Genomic DNA, 22487 nt, shown 5'->3' with positions numbered 1-22487 from the left:
TGTTTTATAAGGAAAATATGAGGGGGCAATTTTTATGAAAAAGATCGCATTTATCGGTGCCGGTTCGATGGCTGAAGCATTTATTTCAGGGATTCTTGAAAATAGTTTGATTGATAGAAAGAATATATGGGTTACAAATAATTCAAATGAAGAGCGGTTGAAAAGGCTGAGTGATACGTATGGCGTCCGTACCACTTACGATTTAAACGAATTGTTTGCAGGGGCTGACATCGTCATTTTATCGATGAAGCCAAAGGATTCCGCAACCGCCATCCAATATATTCGTGAATATTTAACCGAAAGTATGCTGGTAGTTTCTGTGTTAGCCGGTGTGTCGATGAGTACGATTGAGACATTAGCAAGATTACCGATTGCGGTTGTTAGAGCAATGCCAAATACATCAGCAGCCGTTGGTAAATCTGCCACTGCCGTTGCCGTAAATGAACGAGTTACCCCTCAGCAAATTGAATTAATGAAAGATCTGTTTGGAACAGTCGGCTTGACTACTTTTGTAGAAGAGGAACAGCTTGACGCTGTTACAGGACTCTCAGGCAGCGGACCTGCGTATATTTATTACCTTATAGAAGCAATGGAAAAAAGTGCTGTTGAGGTTGGACTCGATAAGGATATGGCGAGTGAATTAATTGTACAAACGTTAATCGGAGCAGCTGAGATGGTGAAAAACTCCACTAAATCATCTGAACAGTTACGAAGAGATGTAACAAGCCCAGGCGGTACAACAGAGGCAGGTGTCAAAGTACTTGAAGAACATCAGGTCCAGCAAGCGTTCATTTCTTGTATTAAGGCGGCAACAGCCCAATCGAAAAAAATGGGAGCGGCACTACGTGAACAGCTCGAAGTTACTGAACCAACTTCCTAATTTTTATCTATTGCTTTAAACTAGGGTAAAAACTCAATGAAAAGTGGCCAAAAATTAATGATGTAGGAGGTTCAAAATGTCTGCAAAATTATTTTCTCCTTATAAGATTAAGGATGTAACGCTGAAAAATCGAATTGTAATGGCGCCGATGTGCATGTATTCCAGTCATAACGAAGATGGTCATATTCAAAACTGGCACCGCACTCATTATACAAGTCGAGCTGTTGGTCAAGTAGGTCTGATTATTGTTGAAGCAACTGCAGTCTCTCCACAGGGTAGGATTTCGCCTAGGGATCTAGGAATTTGGAATGATGACCACATTGAAGGCTTAACAGAACTCGTTAGCTTAATGAAGGAGCATGGTGCTAAAACAGGTATCCAGCTTGCACACGCGGGTAGAAAGGCAGTCCTAGAAGGTGAAATTATCGCCCCTTCGGCCTTAGCTTTTAATGAAAAAATGAAAACGCCGAAAGAAATGACAAAAGAGGATATCAAGGAAACGGTTGAAGCTTTTAAAAAAGGAGCGAGACGGGCCGCAAAAGCTGGTTTTGATGTTATTGAGATACATGGTGCTCACGGTTATTTAATTAATGAGTTCCTCTCACCGCTATCAAATAAAAGAACCGATGAATACGGTGGCAGTCCTGAAAATCGGTACCGTTTCCTTCGTGAAGTAATTGAAGCAATTAAAACAGTGTGGGGTGGAGTGCTATTTGTGCGGGTTTCTGCACATGAATATCATGAAGAGGGATTAACACCGCTAGATTACGTATTTTTCAGCCAATGGATGAAGGAACAAGGCGTAGATTTAATTGATCCAAGCTCTGGAGGAGTTGTACCCGCACAGATTAATGTATATCCCGGCTATCAAGTCCCTTACTCTGAAACCATTAGAAATGGTGCAGAAATATCTACAGGAGCAGTGGGATTGATTACAACCGGTATTCAAGCAGAGGAAATTCTTCAAAATGAGCGTGCCGATTTAGTATTTTTAGCTCGGGAATTATTACGTGACCCTTACTGGCCAAGAACTGCAGCCAAGGAACTGGGTGTATCGATTGAAGGACCCGAACAATATGTACTTGGCTGGAAATAATCAATAAAGACGGCTTTTGGCCGTCTTAATAGCTAGAATATAGTCATCTCGGATATATCCCGAAATCATTCATTTACTTGGTATATTTATTTCTTTAAAGTCTTCTGCAATGTCTGTTTCCGCAAAGACTTCTTGTGCTTCCGCAACTAATTCAGCCCAGGCTTGTCGATCGTAGCGTGAGCTGATGTGGGTCAAACAGAGCTGCTTACTGCCGGCTTGTTTCGCCACTTTTGCAGCCTGATGAGTGGTCGAGTGGAAATAATCAAAGGCAAGCTTTTCTTCCCCCTTGGAAAAGGTTGCTTCGTGAATTAATAAATCTGCGTCCTTAGCTAAAAGAATTGCGTTCTCACAATACCTTGTATCGCCAAGAATCGTGACAATCCGACCCTTTATATCCGGACCAAGAAAATCGGATGGTACAATAATGGTACCATCATCTAGTGTAACGGTTTCACCTTCTTTAATTTTCCGGAAAATCGGTCCTGGCTGTACTCCCGCCTCGACAAGTCTTTCCGCTAAAAGAGTCCCTGGTTTATCTTTCTCGATAATCCGATACCCATAAGAGGGAATGCCGTGATTTAAAAGTCGAGCTTCGACAGTAAACTGTTCATCTTCAAAAATAACCCCTTCGTCGATTTCGACGATTTTTAGTGGGTATTTTAAGTAGGTTTGGCTGACTGTAAGGCTTATGGTGATATATTGTTTTAGACCTTTAGGTCCATAAACAATCACTTCTGATTCTCCGCCTTGAAAAGAACGGCTGGCTAATAGACCAGGAAGACCATAGATGTGATCACCATGAAGGTGGGTTATGAATATTTTCTCGATCCTGCGAGGCTTGATCGACGTATGTAAAATTTGATGCTGGGTCGCTTCACCGGCGTCAAATAACCAAATGGCTCCTCGTTCTTCGAGTAGTTTTAAGGCAATAGAAGTAACATTACGAAGCTTAGCTGGAATACCAGCACCAGTGCCTAAAAATAAGATGTCCAATTTAAACCCGCCTTTCCCAATAATAATATAAATAATATAGCATATCGCTTGCACTATTGCCCTTTGTACGTATATTCTCTTTTAAAGGAATAGATTTGAATACATGCTTCAGTTAATTTTTGCGAAATCTAAATTGAATACATATAAAGAGAGGTATTTATCGTGGAACAACCTAAGAATATGACTTCATTAATTATGATATTTGGTGCAACAGGAGATTTAGCCGTTCGGAAACTTTTTCCGTCCCTTTACCGATTGTTTCAAAAAGGAAAATTAGACAAATTTGCCGTTATAGGCGTAGCAAGGAGACCTTTAACTACGGAAGAGTTTCAGAATTCTGTAAAGGACTCGGTACTAACTGCTCTTGGGAAAAAGGAGAATATCGATGAGTTTATCTCCCACTTCTATTATCAGTCACATGATGTAGCTGATTCCGGCTCATATCAAAACCTAAAAAATTTAGCACAGCAAATTGATGATCAATATGATTTGGAAGGAAACCGGATTTTCTATCTTGCGATGGCTCCTGAATTTTTCGGCCCAATCGCCCTACATTTAAAATCAGATGGTTTAACAGATGTTAAGGGGTACAAACGATTGGTAATTGAAAAACCATTCGGACACGACTTAGAATCTGCAAAGGTGTTAAACACACAAATCCGCCAGGCATTTTCAGAAAGCGAAGTTTACCGAATCGATCACTATTTAGGTAAAGAAATGGTTCGGAATATCGAAGTAATTCGTTTTGCAAATGCCATTTTCGAACCTTTGTGGAACAACCGTTATATCTCCAATATTCAAATTACCTCAAGTGAAGTACTTGGGGTGGAAGAACGAGGCCGTTACTATGAAACAAGCGGTGCTCTTCGGGATATGGTTCAAAACCATATCATGCAAATGGTGGCACTTCTTGCAATGGAGCCTCCGATTAAATTGACAACAGATGAGGTTCGTTCTGAGAAGGTGCGAGTGTTTCGTTCATTAAGAATGATCAAAGGGGAAACAATAAATAAATATTTTGTCCGCGGACAGTATGGTGCCGGTTTGATCGATGAGCAACAGGTTCCTGAATATCGTGCAGAACCAATGGTAGACAAAGAGTCCAATACAGAGACTTTTGTAGCCGGAAAAATTATGATTGATAATTTCCGCTGGGCTGGTGTGCCTTTTTACATTAGAACTGGTAAAAGAATGACCACAAAATCAACAAAGATTGTTGTTCAATTTAAAGACATTCCTATGAACCTTTATTATCAGCCAGAGAAACTGTTGAACCCTAATCTGCTTGTCATCCATATTCAGCCAGAGGAAGGTATCACTCTCCATCTTAACGCTAAAAAAGCTGGTGGACATCTCGATGCTCAGGAAGTCAAATTAAGCTTTGCTAACACTGGAATTCATGCAATGAACACGCCTGAAGGCTATGAAAAGCTTCTTTATGATTGCATGCGCGGTGACGCAACTAACTTTACACACTGGGATGAAGTCGCCTATTCTTGGGCGTTTGTTGATAATATTTCTGAAGTATGGGAAAAAACGAAAGCCGAAGACTATCCAAATTATGAATCTGGTTCAATGGGGCCGAAAGCTGCTGATGAACTGTTAGAAAAAGACGGATTTTTCTGGTGGCCTGTAACCGATTTAGATGTAGATATCTGTAAATAATACGAAAAGCTCCGCATTTGTTATTAAAACAATTGCGGAGCTTTTAGTCGTCTTCCTTCTTTTTTTGAGGGAAGGAACGGAGAAAGTCTTTATTAAAGCTCGTTCCGGTACCAACATTATCAGTATTACTTACTTTTCGAGTACCAGCATTTCCAATAATACTTTTCCCATATTTATCACGTAAAGTGGTTAGTGTTTTCATTAACGGTTCCTTTTTAGCGTCTTTTTCAAACGAAAATAAATCCAGCTGTTTAAAGGCTAAATCCTGCTCTACTAAATCATAGCCTGTAATGCCTAATAAACGAACAGGGTTCCCATTCCAAGCTTTGAGGAAAATTTGCTTCGAAAGAGAAGCAATATCTTCTTTGTTCTGCATGGGATTAGAAAGTTTCTTACTGCGGGTAATGGTTTTTCGATCTTTAAAACGAATAGTAATGCCCAGAGTTGTAGCTAGGACATTTTTTCGCTTTAACCTTACTGAAACAGTTTCTGCCAATGCTTCCAATACCCGATACAATTCTTGTTGATTGCTTGTATCCTTTGGCAGCGTTGTGGAATTTCCAATACTCTTAAAATCAGACACCGATTCAGGATCGACTGGTCGATGATCGATTCCATTTGCTCTTTCCTTTATGCGGATTCCATTAATCCCGAGCAGTGATTTAAGCTGTATCTCATTGCCAGCTGCTAATTCTCCAATCGTATGAATACCAATGGTCGTTAACTTTTCAGCAGTTTTTTTACCCACACCATGCATCTCGCTTGTATTTAACGGCCACAAAACGGAAGGGATGTCACGCTTACGAAGTATTGTTATTCCCATCGGTTTTTTCATATCAGAAGCTGTTTTTGCCAAAAATTTATTAGGAGCGATTCCAATGCTGCACGGCAGATCAAGCTGTTCGAGAACTCTTTTTTGGATACTTTGGGCGATTTCAATCGGACTGCCAAGCTCATAAGAATCAGTAATATCCATATATCCTTCGTCAATCGATACAGGTTCAACCATTTCAGTATAATTCCTAAGAATCTCAAACATGGCGATAGAGGCTGTCCGGTAACGATCAAAATTAGGCTTCCTAATAATTAACTGCGGACAGAGCTTCTTTGCTTCCCACAGGGGCATGGTAGTTTTGACTCCAAATTTTCTTGCTTCATAGCTGCAGGTAATAATAATCCCTCTGCGCTCCTCCACGTTTCCAGCAATCGCAACTGGTTTCCCCTTCAATTCTGAGTCATACGCCATCTCTACCGAAGCGTAAAAACTGTTCATATCAACGTGTAGAATGACTCTGCCCTTTTTTGGATACATTTCCTTCATACGCGCACTTCTCCTAAAACTATGGTATCTCTAGTATACAAAAAGGAGAACGATTTCGCTCTCCTCTAACGTATCCTTATTGATTAGTAACCTCTTCGATAATCGCAATCGTCATTTCTGCAAGCTTGTTTAATTCTTCAATCGGCATACGTTCATTTGTAGTATGAATATCTTCATAACCGACAGCCAGGTTAACGGTTGGAATATTAAAGCCTGCAATCACGTTGGCATCGCTCCCGCCTCCGCTATGCTGCAATTCACAGCTTCGCCCAATTTTCGCTGCGGCTTTACGTGCAATCTCAACGACTTGATCCCCTTCGGCAAATTTAAAGCCAGGGTACATAACTTCAACTTCAACTTCAGCTCTTCCACCCATTTCAGAAGCTACGGTTTCAAAAGCTTCTTTCATTTTAGCAGCTTGTGCTTCCATTTTTTCAGCAATGAGTGAACGGGCTTCTGCTAGAATATCTACACGGTCGCAAACGATATTCGTTTGTGTACCACCTTCAAAGCGGCCGATGTTTGCTGTGGTTTCGGAGTCAATTCTGCCTAATGGCATTCTCGCAATCGATTTCGCAGCAATGGTAATCGCAGAAACTCCTTTTTCAGGTGCAACGCCAGCATGGGCAGTTTTACCGTAAATTACTGCTTTAATCTTAGCTTGGGTCGGTGCAGCAACCACGATATTTCCTACTAAACCATCACTGTCTAATGCATAGCCATACTTTGCTTTCAATAATGAAGAATCAAGTGCTTTAGCTCCTACGAGACCAGATTCTTCTCCCACCGTAATGACAAATTGGATTTGTCCATGAGGAATATTTTGTTCTTTTAGTACACGAATCGTTTCTAGCATCACGGCTAACCCAGTTTTATCATCAGCACCTAAGATTGTTGTTCCATCTGTAACAACATAGCCGTCTTTAATAGATGGCTTAACTCCTCGTGCCGGAACTACTGTATCCATATGAGAAGTAAAATAAATAGGTTCTACGCCGTCTTTAGTCGCTGCTAAGGTACAAACTAAGTTTCCTGCTCCATGACCTGTTACAGCCGTTGTATCGTCTTCAAACACATCTAGACCTAAATCGGTAAATTTTTGTTTTAATACTTTCGCAATTTCAGTTTCGTATTTAGTTTCTGAATCAATTTGGACCAGCTCTAAAAATTCATTTAAAAGACGTTCATGATTAATCATCAGAATGACCCTCCGTTTTATGTACTCACTGTATAAGTATACTCCTTCGGATAGTTGTCATCAAATCAAAGCTTAGAGTGGAATATTCCCGTGTTTTTTGTATGGTCTTGATTCTTTTTTATTACGAAGCATTTCTAATGCTTGGATAATTTTTATTCTTGTTTCACGAGGGTCAATGACATCATCGACCATCCCTCTGCTTGCCGCCACATACGGATTGGCAAACTTCTCGCGGTATTCTTCAATCTTTTGCTGTCTAACCAGTTCAGGGTTATCACTATTCTGGATTTCTTTTGCAAAAATGATGTTTGCAGCCCCCTGTGGACCCATTACGGCAATTTCGGCATTTGGCCACGCAAAAACTAAGTCGGCCCCGATTGACTTACTATTAAGTGCTACATATGCGCCTCCATATGCTTTTCTCAAAATAACCGTCAGTTTCGGAACAGTCGCCTCCGAATAGGCATATAGAATCTTGGCACCGTGGCGAATAATACCTCCATGCTCCTGTTTAACTCCTGGGAAGAAGCCGGTCACATCCTCAAAGGTAATAATCGGAATATTAAACGAGTCACAAGTGCGTATAAATCTTGCTGCTTTGTCAGATGAATTAATGTCAAGCCCGCCTGCCATAACCTTGGGCTGGTTGCAAACAAGACCGACTGTTTCCCCTTTAATCCGCGCAAAGCCAACGACAATATTTTTTGCAAAGTTTTTTTGAATTTCCATAAAAGAGTCCGCGTCTGCTACTTGTTCAATTACCTTACGAACGTCATAAGGACGAATGGCATCGAAAGGAATAACATCCGTCAAGTCCGGACGATAATCATTTTCAACATCTGCCGCAAGTCTTGGTGCCTTTTCCTCATTATTTTGTGGAAGATAGCTGAGAAGCTTTCGAACCTCTTCTAATACCTCCTGCTCAGAAGCACCTTCAAAATGTGCATTTCCACTTATACTATTATGAACATGGGCACCGCCAAGGTCTTCAGCAGAAATCTTTTCACCCGTTACCGTTTCGATTACTTTTGGACCAGTAATAAACATTTGACTTGTTTTTTCAACCATAAATACGAAATCAGTAATCGCAGGTGAATAGACTGCCCCTCCCGCACATGGTCCCATGATCACAGAAATTTGCGGAATGACACCAGAATAAATCGCATTTCGATAAAATATATGACCGTAACCGTCTAGTGAAACAACCCCTTCTTGAATTCGTGCTCCTCCGGAATCATTTAGGCCAACAAAAGGTGTACCGTTTTTAGCAGCTAAATCCATCACATTCGCTATTTTTTTTGCATGCATTTCCCCAAGGGCACCGCCAAATACAGTAAAATCTTGTGAAAATAAGTAGATTGGACGCCCATTTACTTTTCCGTAACCAGTAACAACGCCATCACCAGGGCCTTTCTGTTCATCCAGACCAAAATCATTCGTCCTATGCTCAATAAATGGACTTAATTCAACGAATGACCCTTTATCTACCAAAAGCTCAATTCGTTCCCTTGCAGTTAATTTCCCCTTCTCATGTTGTTTCTCGATTCTTTCGTCACCGCCGCCAAGCTCGACTTCCCGGCGTTTATCATATAATTCATTTATTTTCTCGTAGATATCTATCATTTACCCTTCACCCCTTCTTTTCGCATAGCTCAACCAATACACCCGTTGCTGACTTTGGATGCATGAAGGCAATATGTGCTCCTCCAGCACCAATCCTTGGCTCTTCATCAATCATCCGAATACCTTTTTCTTTCATCTCCATTATTCTTTCTTCAATAGAGTTAACGCCCAAAGCGATATGGTGTATCCCCTCACCACGTTTTTCAATAAATTGGGCTATTGGGCTTTCCTTTGTTGTTGGTTCTAAAAGCTCAAGTTTTGTTTCCCCTGCTTTCAAAAAAGCAACTCTAACCATTTGACTTTCGACTTCTTCAATCCCTAATAAAGGAAGCTTAAGGACATCTGTATAAAATGGCAGGGTGGTCTCAAGTGAGCGAACAGCAATTCCAATGTGGTCTACCTTTTTTATCATATTTACCCCTCTATTTTTAAAAATTTAAATAGTTTCGACAATTACCATATTCGCTAAAAAATTCATAATTCCTTCCCAAAATGAGAGGTTGTTCCATTGTTCAATTGGGCTTTTCCCTGTAAAATATAAATAAAGCTATTTAATATAAAGGGGGAACCCACTATGATTAAGAAGAGAACAAGAAAAATAGTCGTATATTTAATGTTAATTGCTATGTTAGCCTCAACTCTCCTAATTGGGATTGCTCAATTTATTTAATTAAAAACATAGACAAGGGACTGTTCCGAAGAACAGTCCCTTTTACTATTTATTGATGGCTCCATTTTCTTTCGCGAGCTGCTCGAAGGATTTACTTGTAGAAGTGACCAATATTTTTGTACCTAATGGAATTAAGGGGTACAAGGAAGAAATGACTTCATTCTGTGTACGAATACATCCTTGTGATACATATCTACCGATGGAGGCAGGCTGATTGGTACCATGAATTCCGTATATTCTTCCATCTGTTTCATCTGCATCAAAACCTATCCATCTAGATCCAAGCGGGTTTCTAGGGTCGCCTCCGGGAATATCCTTACGACGATAATACGGGTGTTCCGCTTTTACCGTTATCGTAAAAAGCCCTTCTGGTGTTAACTCCTTTGTTTTACCAGTACCAACACTCACAACTGTTTGGACTTTGTTTTCATCAATCAACGCCAATTCATTTGTTGTTTTATTGACAATAACGAAAGGGTCACCAGGGAGAGGATTTGGTCCAAGCGGCCAAAGAGGTGAAATAAAAAAAGCAAACAGGATTGGCGATAGTATCTTTATCATAAAATCCACCTGCCATTTTTTCCTTAGCTTGCTTCAACTTTCTTCGCTTTATTCCATTTTGAAGTTTTAAAGGAACTCTTAATAATCAAGTATTCATTCATCTCTTTCACTAATTGGAGAAGCGCGGCACGAACTTCGAATTCTTCTCTTGTTTTTGGAAGCTCCATTTCTTCAAATTCCTTTTTCATCTCTTTTAATTTTCCGAGATAAATATGAGCCGTATTACCTGGTTTTATATTTTCAGACAATTCCTCAAGAAATTCAGCTATCATCTTGCCCTGTGGTAACGTCACAGTTAGTGATGTAACAATTGGTAAAACCCTTTCTATAAGTTCAAATTGCTTTTCCCTCATTTTAAAATAATGAAAATAGTCATTATCTTCTCTCAGTACATGATTTTCTACATCAAGATAGGCAAGCGATTTTGCTTCCTCAATCAACTTCGCCGTTTCGGTGATTTCTTTACCTGACCAGTCACTTTCTCCAGTTCTTAAGAATTTAACCATTTCACAAAAGATGACTTTAAAGTTCTCTTCCATTCTCGTTTGATATTGTTTTAATCTATTATCAGCACTTGGCATGTAGACATTAATAATAAGCGCAACGCCAATTCCAATTATAATCACACCAAGCTCATTAAGAAAAAGAGCTAAAGATATATGATTAGCCAAATATATATGCAGAATAATGACACTACTGGTAACGACACCATCGGTTGCTTTAAGCATAACCACAGTCGGGATAAAGAACAACAGCATGATACCAATGACGATGGGATGATAGGCAATCGTCTCAAAAAAGAGAGCAGAAAAGGGCATAACCAAAACACAAGCTAAAAATCGGTCCCAGGCTGTTCGTAATGATCTTCTTTTCGTTACTTGAATACAAAGAATCGTTAAAATACCTGCAGAAGCAAAGTTATCAAGACCGAGCTGTTGGGCAATCAAAATAGAAATGGCCGTGCCTGCGGCTGTTTTTAATGTTCTGTAACCAATACGAAATTTCATAAGTTTCTCCTAAATAAAAAAAGATGATCAGCATTGACCATCTTTAGCTTATCCTTTTTATAGCATTTTTTGCAAGAAATCTTGTGCACGTTTGCTCTTGGGGTTTTTGAAAAATTCTTGCGGATTTGCGTCTTCTACCAACACTCCTCCATCAAGGAACAGTACTCGGTCAGCTACCTCACGAGCAAAGCCCATTTCGTGGGTTACAATAGCCATTGTCATCCCAGTATGTGCGAGGGATTTCATAACCTCTAATACTTCCTTCACCATTTCTGGGTCAAGAGCAGAGGTTGGTTCATCAAAGAGCATCACTTCCGGCTCCATTGCTAGTGCCCTTGCAATCGCAACCCGCTGCTTTTGCCCGCCAGATAATCTGGTCGGGTATTCTGTTGCTTTTTCCGATAATCCAACTCGTTCCAACAAATCAAAAGCAATCTTTTCTGCTTCTGCTTTTGATAATCCTTTTACCTTAATTGGTGCATAGGTAAGGTTCTCCAAAACAGTCTTATGCGGGAATAAATGAAAATGTTGAAAAACCATACCAACATTCTGCCGTACCTTCATGATATTGGTCTTTTTATCGGTTACATCTTGGTCCCCTACTAGAATTCTTCCGCTTGTTGGGTTTTCAAGAAGGTTCATGCAGCGCAGGAAGGTTGACTTTCCTGAACCAGAAGGTCCAATAATTGCAACCACTTCTCCAGCTTTAATTTCCGTGGTGATGCCCTTTAAAACTTCAAGCTTACCGTAATTTTTATGCAAATTTTCTACCTTAATCACTGCGTCTCATTCTCCTTTCAACCGCTTTTCCTAGGAAGGTCAATGTCACAACCATTAAGTAATAGATTAAACCAGCAATCAATAATGGCTCGAAGAATGAATAGTTTTCTGCTCCAACTTGATACGAACGACGCATAATATCCATTACTCCGATTGTGGTAACAATCGCAGATTCTTTCGTTAACGTAATAAATTCATTCATTAATGCTGGGAGGATATTTTTAAGGGCTTGCGGCAGGATGATATCCCACATCATTTTTGTGTAAGGTACACCTAGAGCCATTGCCGCTTCCTGCTGTCCTTTATCAATCGCCTGGATCCCTGCTCTGATAATTTCAGATATGTAAGCACCAGAATTAAGAGCAAAGGATAAAATCGCAGCTGTGTATGGTTCAATTTGATACCCAATCAACTGTGGCGAACCATAATAGATTAACATCAACTGTAAAACTAATGGAGTACCACGAAAAATCGAGGTATAGATATCCGCAAACCAGCCCAGAAATTTGAATTTACTTATTTTAAATAGGGAAAGGATAATTCCTAAAATAAATCCTAATATCCCTGCCAGGATGACAATCTTAAGTGTAACAAGTATTCCCTCTAAAATGTATGGCATCGAAGGAATGAATTGCGTGAAATCTAAGTTCATTCATCTGCCGTCCTCTCTAAATAATAAAATTAGTAAGACGTTCAGAAGACTTCTGAACGTCTTGGATACAACTTAGTTTTCCCCGCCAAACCATTTAACAATCAATTCTTGTAGTTCACCGTTTTCTTTCATTTTTTGAAGCTCTTTGTTAAATTTCTCTGTTAAATCGCTATCCTTTGGAAATGCAATCGCTGATCCTGCTTCTTCTGGGTTATCGCTGATGGTGAAGCTAGTTAGATCAGCTTCTTTATCAAGATATCCTTTAGCCACTGTATCTTCAATAATAATAGCGTCAAAACGACCGGCTTTCAGTTCTTGAATAAGTTCTGGGATACGGTTACGGTTTTCCACTGTAATCGTTACTGTTTTATTAATTTCTTCTGCTTTACCTTCTTGAATAGAACCTAACTGAACGCCAACTGTTTTACCTTTTAAGTCTTCTACTGTTGCAATTCCACTTTCTTTTTTAGAGATAACCATGTGCTGTGCTGTATAGTAGATATCACTGAAATCTACATTTTTCTTTCTTTTTTCCGTTGGAGTCATTCCTGCTAATACAAAGTCTGCTTGTCCAGATTTAAGTGATTGAATCAAACCGCCAAAATCCATATCTATTATTTCAACTTCATAGCCAAGTTTTCCAGCTATCGCATTGGCTAAATCAACATCAAAGCCAATAATTTCGTCACTTTTATCTGATTCAATATATTCAAATGGTGCATAATCTGCTGAGGTTGCCATCACTAGTGTCTTTTTATCACCTGCACCTGCATTATCCTCTTTGGTTTCACCACACGCTGCCAGTACACCAACAGCTAAAATCATTATTAAGAATAAACCAATTATCTTTTTCATTTGTTTTCCTCCTATAATTTTCAGAAAATTAATTATAATAATACACTAACTTTAAAGAGTTTAAGTTTAATATTTATGCAACGTAGTGAATTTTAACACAAGGTAAAATAATTATGCAAGTATATTTTTAAAAAATTATTATTACTTTTTTTTAATAAGGCTCTGTTAAAACTGAATGTTGATTTTACTGTGTTTGGAAAGTAAGCGGAGAATTTCCGTTTAAATTGGAAAATAACCATATTTCCTTAAAAATAGGCGGAGTTTTTCCGCTTATTGTGTCCAAATCCTTGGAATTTGTCTTATTTAAAGCAGTTAACCGGAATATCTCCGCTTATATCTGCTTCTTAAGGTTCCTCTAGATTAAGTCCGTATAATTGTGTAAAAAGAAAAGGGGTCATTTTTATCCTACTTGGCTACATTGTTTAACAACGACGATAAACATAGAAAAGAGGAATAAAAATGACCCAATTACAGTTTAGCCTAGATATGGAAATTTTAAAAGACTCAGTAATGAATTCAAATATAGACAACGTTGTTAAATCAGCTGTTGTTCTGGTTTTGAATGAGTACATGGAGAAAGAAAGAAATGATTATTTACACGCTGCCGCGTATGAACGCTCTGATGAGCGTCGTGATTACCGAAATGGCTACTACGAACGTGACTTAACGATGAGTATCGGTAAAATAAAACTTAAGGTTCCTAGGACTCGAAATGGTGAGTTTTCACCTTCGGTTTTTGAGAAATATGCACGTTGTGACCAGGCATTAGTTCTCTCTATGCTAGAGATGGTTATCAATGGCGTTTCTACACGTAAAGTTACACATATTGTGGAACAACTTTGTGGTGAAAGTAAGTCAAAATCGTTTGTTTCTTCACTTACTCAGAAGCTTGATCCTATTATTAATGACTGGGCCAAACGGCCCTTAAATTTAAGGTATTATCCTTTTGTTTTCGTAGATGCAATGTACATAAAAGTGCGTGAACATCATCGTGTCGTCTCTAAGGCTGTTTATATCGCAACTGCTATCACTGAAAGCAAAACACGTGAAATTCTTGGGTTAAGTGTGGATCATGCGGAGAGTTATGAAAGTTGGAGTCGCTTTCTCCAACAACTTAAATCACGTGGTCTTCAATCCCCAAAGCTAGTCATTTCAGATGCTCACCAAGGGCTTCAAAAAGCGATTCAACGTGAATTTATTGGGACTAGCTGGCAAAGGTGTAACGTCCATTTTAAACGTAATATCATAGAAAGGCTTCCAAAAAAGGATTCAGCGGAAATACGTATGATGATTAAGCGTATTTTTGAAGCAGTCACAATTGAGGATATGCGGAATTTTAAAGGTGAACTGATGAGTCAGTTTGGGGATAATCCTAAATACGAACAAGCTCTGAAAATATTAGATGAAGGTTTCGAAGATACCATACAATACATGGAATACCCAGAAGAAATCCGGTGTCATATCCGTAGTACAAATTCTCTTGAGCGATTAAATCAGGAAGTCCGAAGAAGAGAAAAGGTAATTCGTATTTACCCAAATACACAATCTGCCTTTCGTTTAGTAGGAGCTGTTTTAATGCATTATCAAGAAACCAATTATTCAAAGCAGAAATCTATTAAAAGGTAGTTGTTTAATTTTCAACGTACTTCCATTTATGGATTATTCCATATCCAGTCAAGGCTATCAAAGGAAAAACCGCCTTTGACACCCTTGACTGGATATGGAGATTGAAACCCATGGAAGTAACGCTCGAAAAATGTTAAGGGGATAAGTCGGCTGATCATATATATTTGACATAACAAAATTTTGGTTGAAAACATTGTTTAGCAAATTTACACAAAATCAAGGACTTGACTTTCCTCTATGACAATAGCCGGAAATTCTCCGCCTATGAATTCTCAACCCTACACGAAAATCAACAATAATAATAACAGAGCCTTAAATAAAAAAAGAGCCAGCCTCCTGTTAAGGAGACTAGCCCATTTTATTACTATTTATAGCTCTTCGCAGTTTTCTTCGAATTCTTTTTGCAGTCTTGCTACTACTGTAGCCGGATCGTAGCCTTCAATTTGGTGTCTTTCAACCATTGAAACGATTTTTCCGTCTTTTAATAAGGCAAAAGATGGTGAGGATGGTGGATAACCTGTAAAATAGCTGCGTGCTTTTTCTGTTGCTTCTTTGTCCTGTCCTGCAAAAACGGTAACAAAATGATCAGGACGTTTATCATAATGAAGGGCATGAGCCGCCGCTGGGCGTGCTATGCCGCCTGCACAACCACATACAGAGTTAATCATCACTAAGGTTGTACCTTTTTGTTCAAGCGCTTCTTCAACCTCTTCAGGTGTTCTTAGTTCTTTATAGCCAGCTGCTGTTATCTCATTACGCGCTTGAGTCACAACATCATTCATGAAAAAATTGAAATCCATGCTCATACTTTTCACTCCTAATTTATGTCGATATAACTATATGATAACAGTAAAAATAGGTTTTTTCCAAATGAATTAGACTATTTTTCAAAAAAGAGGACTGTCAACTAATCAACAGTCGCTTGCATTAGTTTTGTAAGAATGTTTTAAATAAAATTTCCACTGCAGTAGCAGCAGTTTTTTCTCCAGCCATTACTTCATTTTCTAATTGCGGCAATTTGGATTTTACCCCAGGATGGTGGAAGAAGCTGTAATGAAGTTGATCAGTAATTAACGAATAAATCCAATCACGCTGCTGTCCTTTTCGTCTTTCTGCAAACACTCCAGAGGACTTTCCTTTCGCTTCAAAATCCCTAATGACGTCCCAAATCTCTCTAATTCCTTCCCCGGTTAGAGAGGAACAGGTATAAGCTTTTGATGACCAACCTTTTGTAGCAGGCTGAAGAAAGTGCAGGATACGGCCATATTCTTTTCTAGTAAGCTCTGCTTTTTCTTTATTAGCTCCATCTGCTTTATGAACAAGGACCGCGTCTGCCAGTTCCATAATTCCTTTCTTCATGCCCTGTAATTCATCACCCGCGCCAGTAAGTACAAGGAGCATAAAAAAATCAACCATATCCCGGATAATTACTTCACTCTGACCAACACCAACTGTTTCGATTAAGATTACATCGAATCCAGCCGCTTCACATATCAACATCGCCTCTCGAGTCTTACGATGTACTCCGCCTAATTTTCCAGCTGTCGGCGAAGGACGAATAAAAGCCCTAGGATTTCGAGACAATTTCTCCATTCTGGTTTTGTCGCCAAGAATACTACCGCCGCTAAGACTTGAACTCGGATCAATCGCCAGCACTGCAACTCGTAAGCCAAGGTCACAAAGGTAGGTGCCAAACGCTTCGATAAATGTACTTTTCCCAGCACCAGGCACACCCGTTATCCCAATTCTAACCGCTTTACCACTGTGGACCAGGAGCTTTTGCAGAAGCTCCTGTGCCTTATGAAAATGTTGTTCAGCATTACTTTCAACCAGTGTGATGGCACGAGCGAGCTGGCCTCTATTTCCCGAGAGAACCCCATCAACTAATGCTTCAATCGTTGGTTCCATAGACTTGCGTTTCTTGTAGACGGTGTTTCTATCAATGGTGACTGGCTGACCTTCCAGTTCCAGTCCCCTTTTTATTATACTTGAGAATTTTTCCGGTTCATTTGGATCGCTCCATTCCGGTTTCCTATCCTCAGACATCTATTTTTCCACTTCCTCATAGCCAAGCTGCTTATAAATTTCTTTTATCACCTTTTGGGCAGCAACTGGGATAATCGTTCCTGGTCCGAAAATAGCCGAGGCTCCATTTTCATATAAAAATTGATAGTCCTGTGCTGGAATTACACCGCCAACGACGATCAATATGTCTTCACGACCGAGCTTTCTTAACTCAAGTGCAAGTTGTGGCAATAAGGTCTTATGACCTGCGGCCAATGAGCTCATTCCAATAACATGAACATCGTTTTCTACTGCCTGCAGGGCCGTTTCTTCCGGGGTCTGGAATAATGGACCAATATCAACATCAAACCCTAGGTCAGCAAAGGCGGTGGCAATGACCTTGGCACCACGGTCATGTCCATCCTGCCCCATTTTCGCAATGAGAATTCTTGGTCTTCTGCCTTCATTCTCAAGAAATTCATCGGTCATTTTTTTCACTTCGCTAATTTCCTCTTCGTTTGAAAATGCTTTACTATACACCCCGCTAATAGAGCGAATCACAGCTTTATGTCTCTTGGAAACCTTCTCAATCGCATCGGAAATCTCACCTAAGGTGGCGCGAACTCTTGCAGCCTGAACCGCAAGTTCTAACAAGTTGCCTTTACCCGTTTCAGCACCCTTTGTTAGAGCGGCCAACGCTTCTGCTACCTTGGCATCATCACGGCCAGCCTTTAAGCCTGTTAGTTTCTCAATTTGTTTTAATCGAACTGCCGTATTATCAATATCCAATATATCAATGGCTTCTTCCTTCTCAAGACGATACTTGTTAACTCCTATAATCGTTTCTTTGCCAGAATCGATTTGTGCTTGTCTCCTTGCCGCAGCTTCTTCGATTCTCATTTTTGGAAGGCCCGTCTCGATCGCTTTGGCCATACCGCCTAGATTTTCAATTTCCTCAATATGTGTCCAAGCTCTTTCTACTAATTCTTGTGTCAGCTTTTCAACATAATAAGACCCAGCCCAAGGATCAATTACATTGGTAATACCTGTTTCTTCTTGTAAAAATAATTGTGTATTACGGGCTATTCGAGCTGAGAAATCAGTTGGCAGGGCAATTGCTTCGTCCAAAGCATTAGTATGAAGGGATTGCGTATGTCCCATTGCCGCAGCATGTGCTTCAAGTAAGGTACGAATGACATTATTAAATGGGTCTTGCTCCGTCAAACTCCAACCTGAAGTTTGGGAATGAGTTCTGAGTGCCATTGATTTCTCATTTTTCGGCTCGAATGATTTCATCATTTTTGCCCAGATTAAACGAGCAGCCCGCATTTTAGCCACTTCCATAAAATAATTCATTCCTATTGCCCAGAAAAAGGACAATCGCGGCGCAAATTTATCAATCTCAATACCAGCCTTCAGCCCGGTCCTTACATACTCCAACCCATCAGCAAGAGTGTAAGCTAATTCCAAGTCAGCAGGCGCCCCAGCCTCCTGCATATGATAGCCAGAAATACTGATACTATTAAACTTTGGCATATATTTGGAAGTATACTCAAAAATATCTGCGATGATTTTCATTGACATCTCAGGTGGATAAATATACGTGTTACGGACCATATACTCTTTTAAAATATCATTTTGAATCGTCCCGGACAACTTATCCTGTGTGACTCCTTGTTCCTCAGCTGTAACAATGAAAAAAGCAAGAATCGGCAACACCGCACCGTTCATCGTCATAGAAACCGACATCTGGTCCAATGGAATTCCATCAAAAAGTGTCTTCATATCGAGCACTGAATCAATCGCAACCCCTGCTTTGCCAACATCACCGACAACGCGCGGATGGTCTGAATCATAGCCCCGGTGTGTGGCTAAATCAAAAGCGACTGATAAGCCTTTCTGCCCCATCGCCAGGTTACGGCGATAGAAGGCATTGCTTTCCTCAGCAGTTGAAAAGCCAGCATATTGTCTAACTGTCCAAGGACGGTTCACATACATAGTCGGGTAGGGTCCACGTGTATACGGAGGGACACCAGGCAGATCATCCAAATGCTCTATCCCTTTTCGATCTACAGATGTATAGAGCGGTTTAAGCTTAATTTGTTCGTTAGTTTCATATAGTAAATCATCAATGGAGGCGTTAATTTCGTTTTCAGCTTGTTCCTGCCATTGTTCTTTTGTAATGAAGTCTTGTTCATCAAACAAGGAAATACTTTGGAAATCAGGCTTGTGTGCGCTCATTTAGTGCCACCTCCATTTCTGAAAGAATGGTTGAAAGAATTTCATAACAGTTACTTTTTATATGAATAAACTGCCTTATCCCTTCATTTGCCCATTTTGTTTGCAATTCTTTGTCTGGCAAACCCGCTAAGTAAAAAGTCCGATTTGGAAATTCTCTATTTAGCATAGATAGAATTTCGTGTCCAAATGATTCATATTGATCATTACTGCCGCACAAGCAAAAATATTTTGTGTCTTTTCTTAGAACAAATTGTTTGGCAGATTCTAAAGAGGTAATAGACCCACTATCGACCGTTTCAATTCCACCAGCAGCAGCGAATCCTCTCATGAAATCTAACCTAGGTTTATAGTATTTTAACTCCCCGAGGCAAATCATGCCGATTTGAGGTTTAGAACCTGATTCACTTTCAATTTCTTCACTAATTTTACGCAGTTTTTCAAATGGTTCTGATAATCTCGTTTGCTTAATTGTCCTTATCTTAATTGTATTAGCAGAATCAACACATAAATGTTTATCAAATGTTTGTTCAATAACCTGACCAGCCACTTCCGCAAGATTAGAATATACGTTTGTTCCAACAATACTTTGTTTTCTTGTAAAAGCATCCTTCTCCCGTTTAATCTGAACAGATTCTATTTCGTCTTGTAACCAGCCCGATTTCAATACTTCCAACATACCGCCTTTTGCTTCAATCTGCTGAAAATACTGCCATGCTTTTTCTGCAAGTTCTGTTGTTAATGATTCTATGTACCAAGAGCCTCCTGCAGGGTCTACAATTGTTCGAAGATGGGCTTCATCCTTCAGTATGTTTTGTGTGTTTCTTGCTATTCGTTCTGAAAGCTGGGAACTCCCTGTTAGAGCATCAAAAGGAGTTATGTGAAGATATTGGACTCCTCCGACTACTGCTGCGAATCCCTCATTTCCAGCACGAAGAAGGTTAACATATGGGTCATAAACTGTTTTTGTGTACGAAGACGTTTCTGCAGTAATATGCATTCCCCGGTCCTTAGGATCAGCCTCATAAACTTGCGTAATCTTATTCCATAGAATACGTGCTGCACGCATTTTTGCCAGCTCCATAAAGAAATTACTGCCAATTGAGAATTGAAAAATCATTTTTCCTAGAACATCTTCTAACTTCATATCTCTATCTAATAGACTCTGTAGATAGAATGTACCGGTAGCGGCTGCAATTCCCAATTCTTGAACGGCATTGGCACCGCCTTGATGGTAGGTTGAGGTATTTATTAATACTGTCCGTAATTTTGGTAGTTTTTCATTTGCAAGCTTTATATCATCCATCCAACCCTCTAAAAAGTCTTCTGCAATGAATCCATCCTTCGCAAACAAAGATAAGGGATCACTTGCCACATAGCCGCTAACTTGGTTTGGGCTTCCTTCACGTGCTACTAATGCTGCTAGCCATGTTGACAGCATTCCTCTTCCATTAACAGCAAATGGGAATGCAGAAGGTAAATCTCCAAGTAGTTGATTTATCGTTTCTTTTGATTCAATTAGTGACTCTGAAACTTCAAATGAAAGAGCTGTTTGACCTTTTTCAACTCCTCCATGGAGCTTTTCCTTTAATTCGTCAATAGAATGATATGAAATTCGCTGTGCTACCTTCCAATCATTTGTTACGTATCCTAATGGATCAATACCTCTACGAAAATCTGAACCTCCTGGATAGTCCGGTACTTTTTGATTATCTTGCCGTGAATAAAGCGGTTTCAAAATTATATTTTCATAAGTACTGCTTTTTAATGTTTCAATACTTTTCCCCTTTAAAGATTCCTCGGCTTTTGATGCCCAGTCCTCTGTCGTCTTTAAAGGAAAAGTTTGATTCCGAAAGTTATCCAAACACAGCCTCCCCTTCCTAGAAATTTGAGAATTAAACTAATATTCAATAAATTCAACTTAGTTTCATTGTAAGATAGATGGACATATCAAGCAATAAAAATAACCGACGCCATATCGGCGGCGGTTATTTTCTAATAGATTGATGTTGTAGATTTTGAAGTGTTTTCTAAGATTTCCTTTACTCGTTGTAAGAACCGGCCGCAAACGAGTCCGTCTAATACTCTGTGGTCGAGTGACATGCATAGGTTCACCATGTCCCGAACAGCAATCATATTGTTATTCATAACAACAGGACGCTTGACAATTGATTCTACCTGAAGAATCGCTGCCTGAGGGTAGTTGATGATTCCCATTGATTGCACTGAACCAAATGACCCAGTATTATTGACTGTAAACGTTCCACCCTGCATATCCTCTGACCGAAGCTTATTGGTTCTTACTTTTATAGCTAACTCAGATATTTCGCGGGCAATTCCCTTAATGGTCTTCTCATCAGCATTCTTAATAACTGGTACATATAATGCGTCATCCGTTGCAACCGCAATCGAGATATTGATGTCCTTCTTCTGGATAATTTTATCTCCAGCCCACATGGAATTAATCTGTGGGAATTCCTTTAAAGCTTGCGCAACAGCTTTTACGAAAAAGGCAAAGAATGTTAAATTGAAGCCTTCCTTTTGCTTAAATTCATCTTTCAAGGAATTCCGGTATTCTACAAGATTGGTTGCGTCTACTTCTATCATGGTCCAGGCATGCGGAGCCTCATGTTTACTGCGAAGCATATTGGCAGCGATAGCTTTACGAATTCCTGTAACTGGTATTTCAATATCGCCTGCTGCGACAGGGATACTCGGAGCAGGAACTGGCTTCTTTGGAGATGAAGCTGGCTGAGTTGAAACAGGTGGTACCCTTTCTTGTACTGCAGCAGGTTGAGCCTCCTCTGCCTGCTTAGGTGCTTCTGCCTTTACTACTGCAGTTGGAATGTTACCAGATTCAATTAATTTCAATAAATCTTTCCGTGTAATACGGCCGCCCGCGCCGGTGCCTTTCACCTGCGTTAAATCAATTCCATGTTCTTGAGAAATCTTTAGAACAGCAGGTGAATAACGGGCTTTGTTACCTTGCTCAGTTTGTTGTGGAACTGCAACGGTTTCAGACACATCTGCTTTTTGCTCACTTACACTTACTTCTTCAGCAGTCCCTCCCTCGACCTCAATGGTACAAATGATTTCTCCGACCGCGAGTGTGTCACCATCTTCCGCAACTAATTCTTTAATGGTACCTGTGAAAGAAGAAGGAACTTCTGCGTTTACTTTATCTGTCATAACTTCAGCTAATGGATCGTATTTGTTTACTTTATCTCCGACAGAAACCAGCCACTTCGAGATTGTTCCTTCGGTTACACTTTCCCCTAACTGAGGCATTTTAATTTGTTCGATTACCAAGATCCCAAC

At 39.8% G+C, this 22487-nt stretch carries 20 protein-coding genes; 5 read left to right on the top strand and 15 right to left on the bottom strand.

Translation table 11 applies throughout. The annotated features are described in order from the left end of the window. Positions 1-34: 34 nt before the first annotated feature. Both proC and namA read left to right on the top strand, forming a co-directional pair. Positions 35-880 carry a pyrroline-5-carboxylate reductase gene (gene proC, locus QFZ28_RS10395; RefSeq protein ID WP_307194558.1) on the top strand — a complete coding sequence of 282 codons (846 nt, stop codon included), beginning with the start codon at positions 35-37 and terminating at the stop codon, positions 878-880. 76 nt (positions 881-956) lie between these two features. After that, positions 957-1976 (top strand): NADPH dehydrogenase NamA, encoded by a 1020-nt coding sequence (gene namA, locus QFZ28_RS10390; RefSeq protein ID WP_307194557.1) that lies wholly within the window; start codon positions 957-959, stop codon positions 1974-1976. 69 nt (positions 1977-2045) lie between these two features. Here the strand turns inward: namA and rnz are convergent, their stop codons facing one another. Continuing rightward, positions 2046-2969 carry a ribonuclease Z gene (rnz, locus tag QFZ28_RS10385; protein WP_307194556.1) on the bottom strand — a complete coding sequence of 308 codons (924 nt, stop codon included), beginning with the start codon at positions 2967-2969 and terminating at the stop codon, positions 2046-2048. A gap of 195 nt (positions 2970-3164) precedes the next feature. Between rnz and zwf the strand changes: the two genes are divergently transcribed. Further along, positions 3165-4634 (top strand): glucose-6-phosphate dehydrogenase, encoded by a 1470-nt coding sequence (gene zwf, locus QFZ28_RS10380; protein WP_307196997.1) that lies wholly within the window; start codon positions 3165-3167, stop codon positions 4632-4634. Positions 4635-4677: 43 nt separating this feature from the next. Here zwf and QFZ28_RS10375 read toward each other — a convergent pair whose 3' ends face one another. The 4 genes from QFZ28_RS10375 to mce all read right to left on the bottom strand — a co-directional run bounded on the left by QFZ28_RS10375 (position 4678) and on the right by mce (position 9188). Then, positions 4678-5955 (bottom strand): DNA polymerase IV, encoded by a 1278-nt coding sequence (locus tag QFZ28_RS10375; protein WP_307194555.1) that lies wholly within the window; start codon positions 5953-5955, stop codon positions 4678-4680. A 76-nt stretch (positions 5956-6031) separates the two neighbouring features. Then, positions 6032-7153: a tripeptidase T gene (locus tag QFZ28_RS10370; RefSeq protein ID WP_307194554.1), complete on the bottom strand. Its 1122-nt coding sequence runs from the start codon at positions 7151-7153 to the stop codon at positions 6032-6034. 72 nt (positions 7154-7225) lie between these two features. Then, the gene (locus QFZ28_RS10365; RefSeq protein WP_307194553.1) at positions 7226-8776 is read right to left on the bottom strand and encodes an acyl-CoA carboxylase subunit beta; all 1551 of its coding nucleotides are present in this window, start codon (positions 8774-8776) and stop codon (positions 7226-7228) included. A gap of 7 nt (positions 8777-8783) precedes the next feature. Then, entirely contained in the window at positions 8784-9188 is a 405-nt protein-coding gene (mce, locus tag QFZ28_RS10360) for a methylmalonyl-CoA epimerase (RefSeq protein ID WP_307194552.1), read from the bottom strand. Positions 9189-9350: 162 nt separating this feature from the next. Here mce and prli42 point away from each other — a divergent pair, with 162 nt between their 5' ends. Then, positions 9351-9446, top strand: coding sequence for a stressosome-associated protein Prli42 (prli42, locus tag QFZ28_RS10355; protein WP_307194551.1), 96 nt, complete (start codon positions 9351-9353; stop codon positions 9444-9446). 45 nt (positions 9447-9491) lie between these two features. On the opposite strand, the gene QFZ28_RS10350 is transcribed toward prli42, so the two are convergent. The 5 genes from QFZ28_RS10350 to QFZ28_RS10330 all read right to left on the bottom strand — a co-directional run bounded on the left by QFZ28_RS10350 (position 9492) and on the right by QFZ28_RS10330 (position 13301). Continuing rightward, positions 9492-10007 carry a L,D-transpeptidase gene (locus QFZ28_RS10350; RefSeq protein ID WP_307194550.1) on the bottom strand — a complete coding sequence of 172 codons (516 nt, stop codon included), beginning with the start codon at positions 10005-10007 and terminating at the stop codon, positions 9492-9494. Positions 10008-10030: 23 nt separating this feature from the next. After that, positions 10031-11014 carry an aromatic acid exporter family protein gene (locus QFZ28_RS10345; RefSeq protein ID WP_307194549.1) on the bottom strand — a complete coding sequence of 328 codons (984 nt, stop codon included), beginning with the start codon at positions 11012-11014 and terminating at the stop codon, positions 10031-10033. Between the two features lie 57 nt (positions 11015-11071). Beyond that, entirely contained in the window at positions 11072-11794 is a 723-nt protein-coding gene (locus QFZ28_RS10340; RefSeq protein WP_307194548.1) for an amino acid ABC transporter ATP-binding protein, read from the bottom strand. Next, positions 11787-12446 carry an amino acid ABC transporter permease gene (locus QFZ28_RS10335; RefSeq protein ID WP_307194547.1) on the bottom strand — a complete coding sequence of 220 codons (660 nt, stop codon included), beginning with the start codon at positions 12444-12446 and terminating at the stop codon, positions 11787-11789. Before QFZ28_RS10335 ends, QFZ28_RS10340 begins: the two co-directional genes overlap by 8 nt. 72 nt (positions 12447-12518) lie before the next feature. Beyond that, positions 12519-13301: a transporter substrate-binding domain-containing protein gene (locus tag QFZ28_RS10330; protein WP_307194546.1), complete on the bottom strand. Its 783-nt coding sequence runs from the start codon at positions 13299-13301 to the stop codon at positions 12519-12521. A 459-nt stretch (positions 13302-13760) separates the two neighbouring features. Between QFZ28_RS10330 and QFZ28_RS10325 the strand changes: the two genes are divergently transcribed. After that, complete coding sequence (locus QFZ28_RS10325; RefSeq protein ID WP_307193212.1) at positions 13761-14927, top strand: IS256 family transposase; 1167 nt, start codon at positions 13761-13763, stop codon at positions 14925-14927. Between the two features lie 368 nt (positions 14928-15295). On the opposite strand, the gene QFZ28_RS10320 is transcribed toward QFZ28_RS10325, so the two are convergent. The 5 genes from QFZ28_RS10320 to QFZ28_RS10300 form a co-directional block, all read right to left on the bottom strand. Further along, positions 15296-15733, bottom strand: a complete 438-nt coding sequence (locus QFZ28_RS10320) for a BrxA/BrxB family bacilliredoxin (protein WP_307194545.1) — start codon at positions 15731-15733, stop codon at positions 15296-15298. 121 nt (positions 15734-15854) lie between these two features. Then, complete coding sequence (gene meaB / locus QFZ28_RS10315) at positions 15855-16973, bottom strand: methylmalonyl Co-A mutase-associated GTPase MeaB (RefSeq protein ID WP_307194544.1); 1119 nt, start codon at positions 16971-16973, stop codon at positions 15855-15857. Next, positions 16974-19172, bottom strand: coding sequence for a methylmalonyl-CoA mutase (scpA, locus tag QFZ28_RS10310; protein ID WP_307194543.1), 2199 nt, complete (start codon positions 19170-19172; stop codon positions 16974-16976). Continuing rightward, positions 19153-21033, bottom strand: a complete 1881-nt coding sequence (locus QFZ28_RS10305; RefSeq protein ID WP_307194542.1) for a methylmalonyl-CoA mutase subunit beta — start codon at positions 21031-21033, stop codon at positions 19153-19155. Before QFZ28_RS10305 ends, scpA begins: the two co-directional genes overlap by 20 nt. A 131-nt stretch (positions 21034-21164) precedes the next feature. Beyond that, positions 21165-22478: a dihydrolipoamide acetyltransferase family protein gene (locus QFZ28_RS10300; protein WP_307194541.1), complete on the bottom strand. Its 1314-nt coding sequence runs from the start codon at positions 22476-22478 to the stop codon at positions 21165-21167. Between the last annotated feature and the right edge of the window lie 9 nt (positions 22479-22487).

Origin of the sequence: Neobacillus niacini (assembly GCF_030817695.1) — a bacterium.
Classification (GTDB): Bacteria; Bacillota; Bacilli; order Bacillales; family Cytobacillaceae; genus Neobacillus; species Neobacillus niacini_F.
This window is presented reverse-complemented; position numbering and strand designations above follow the sequence as displayed.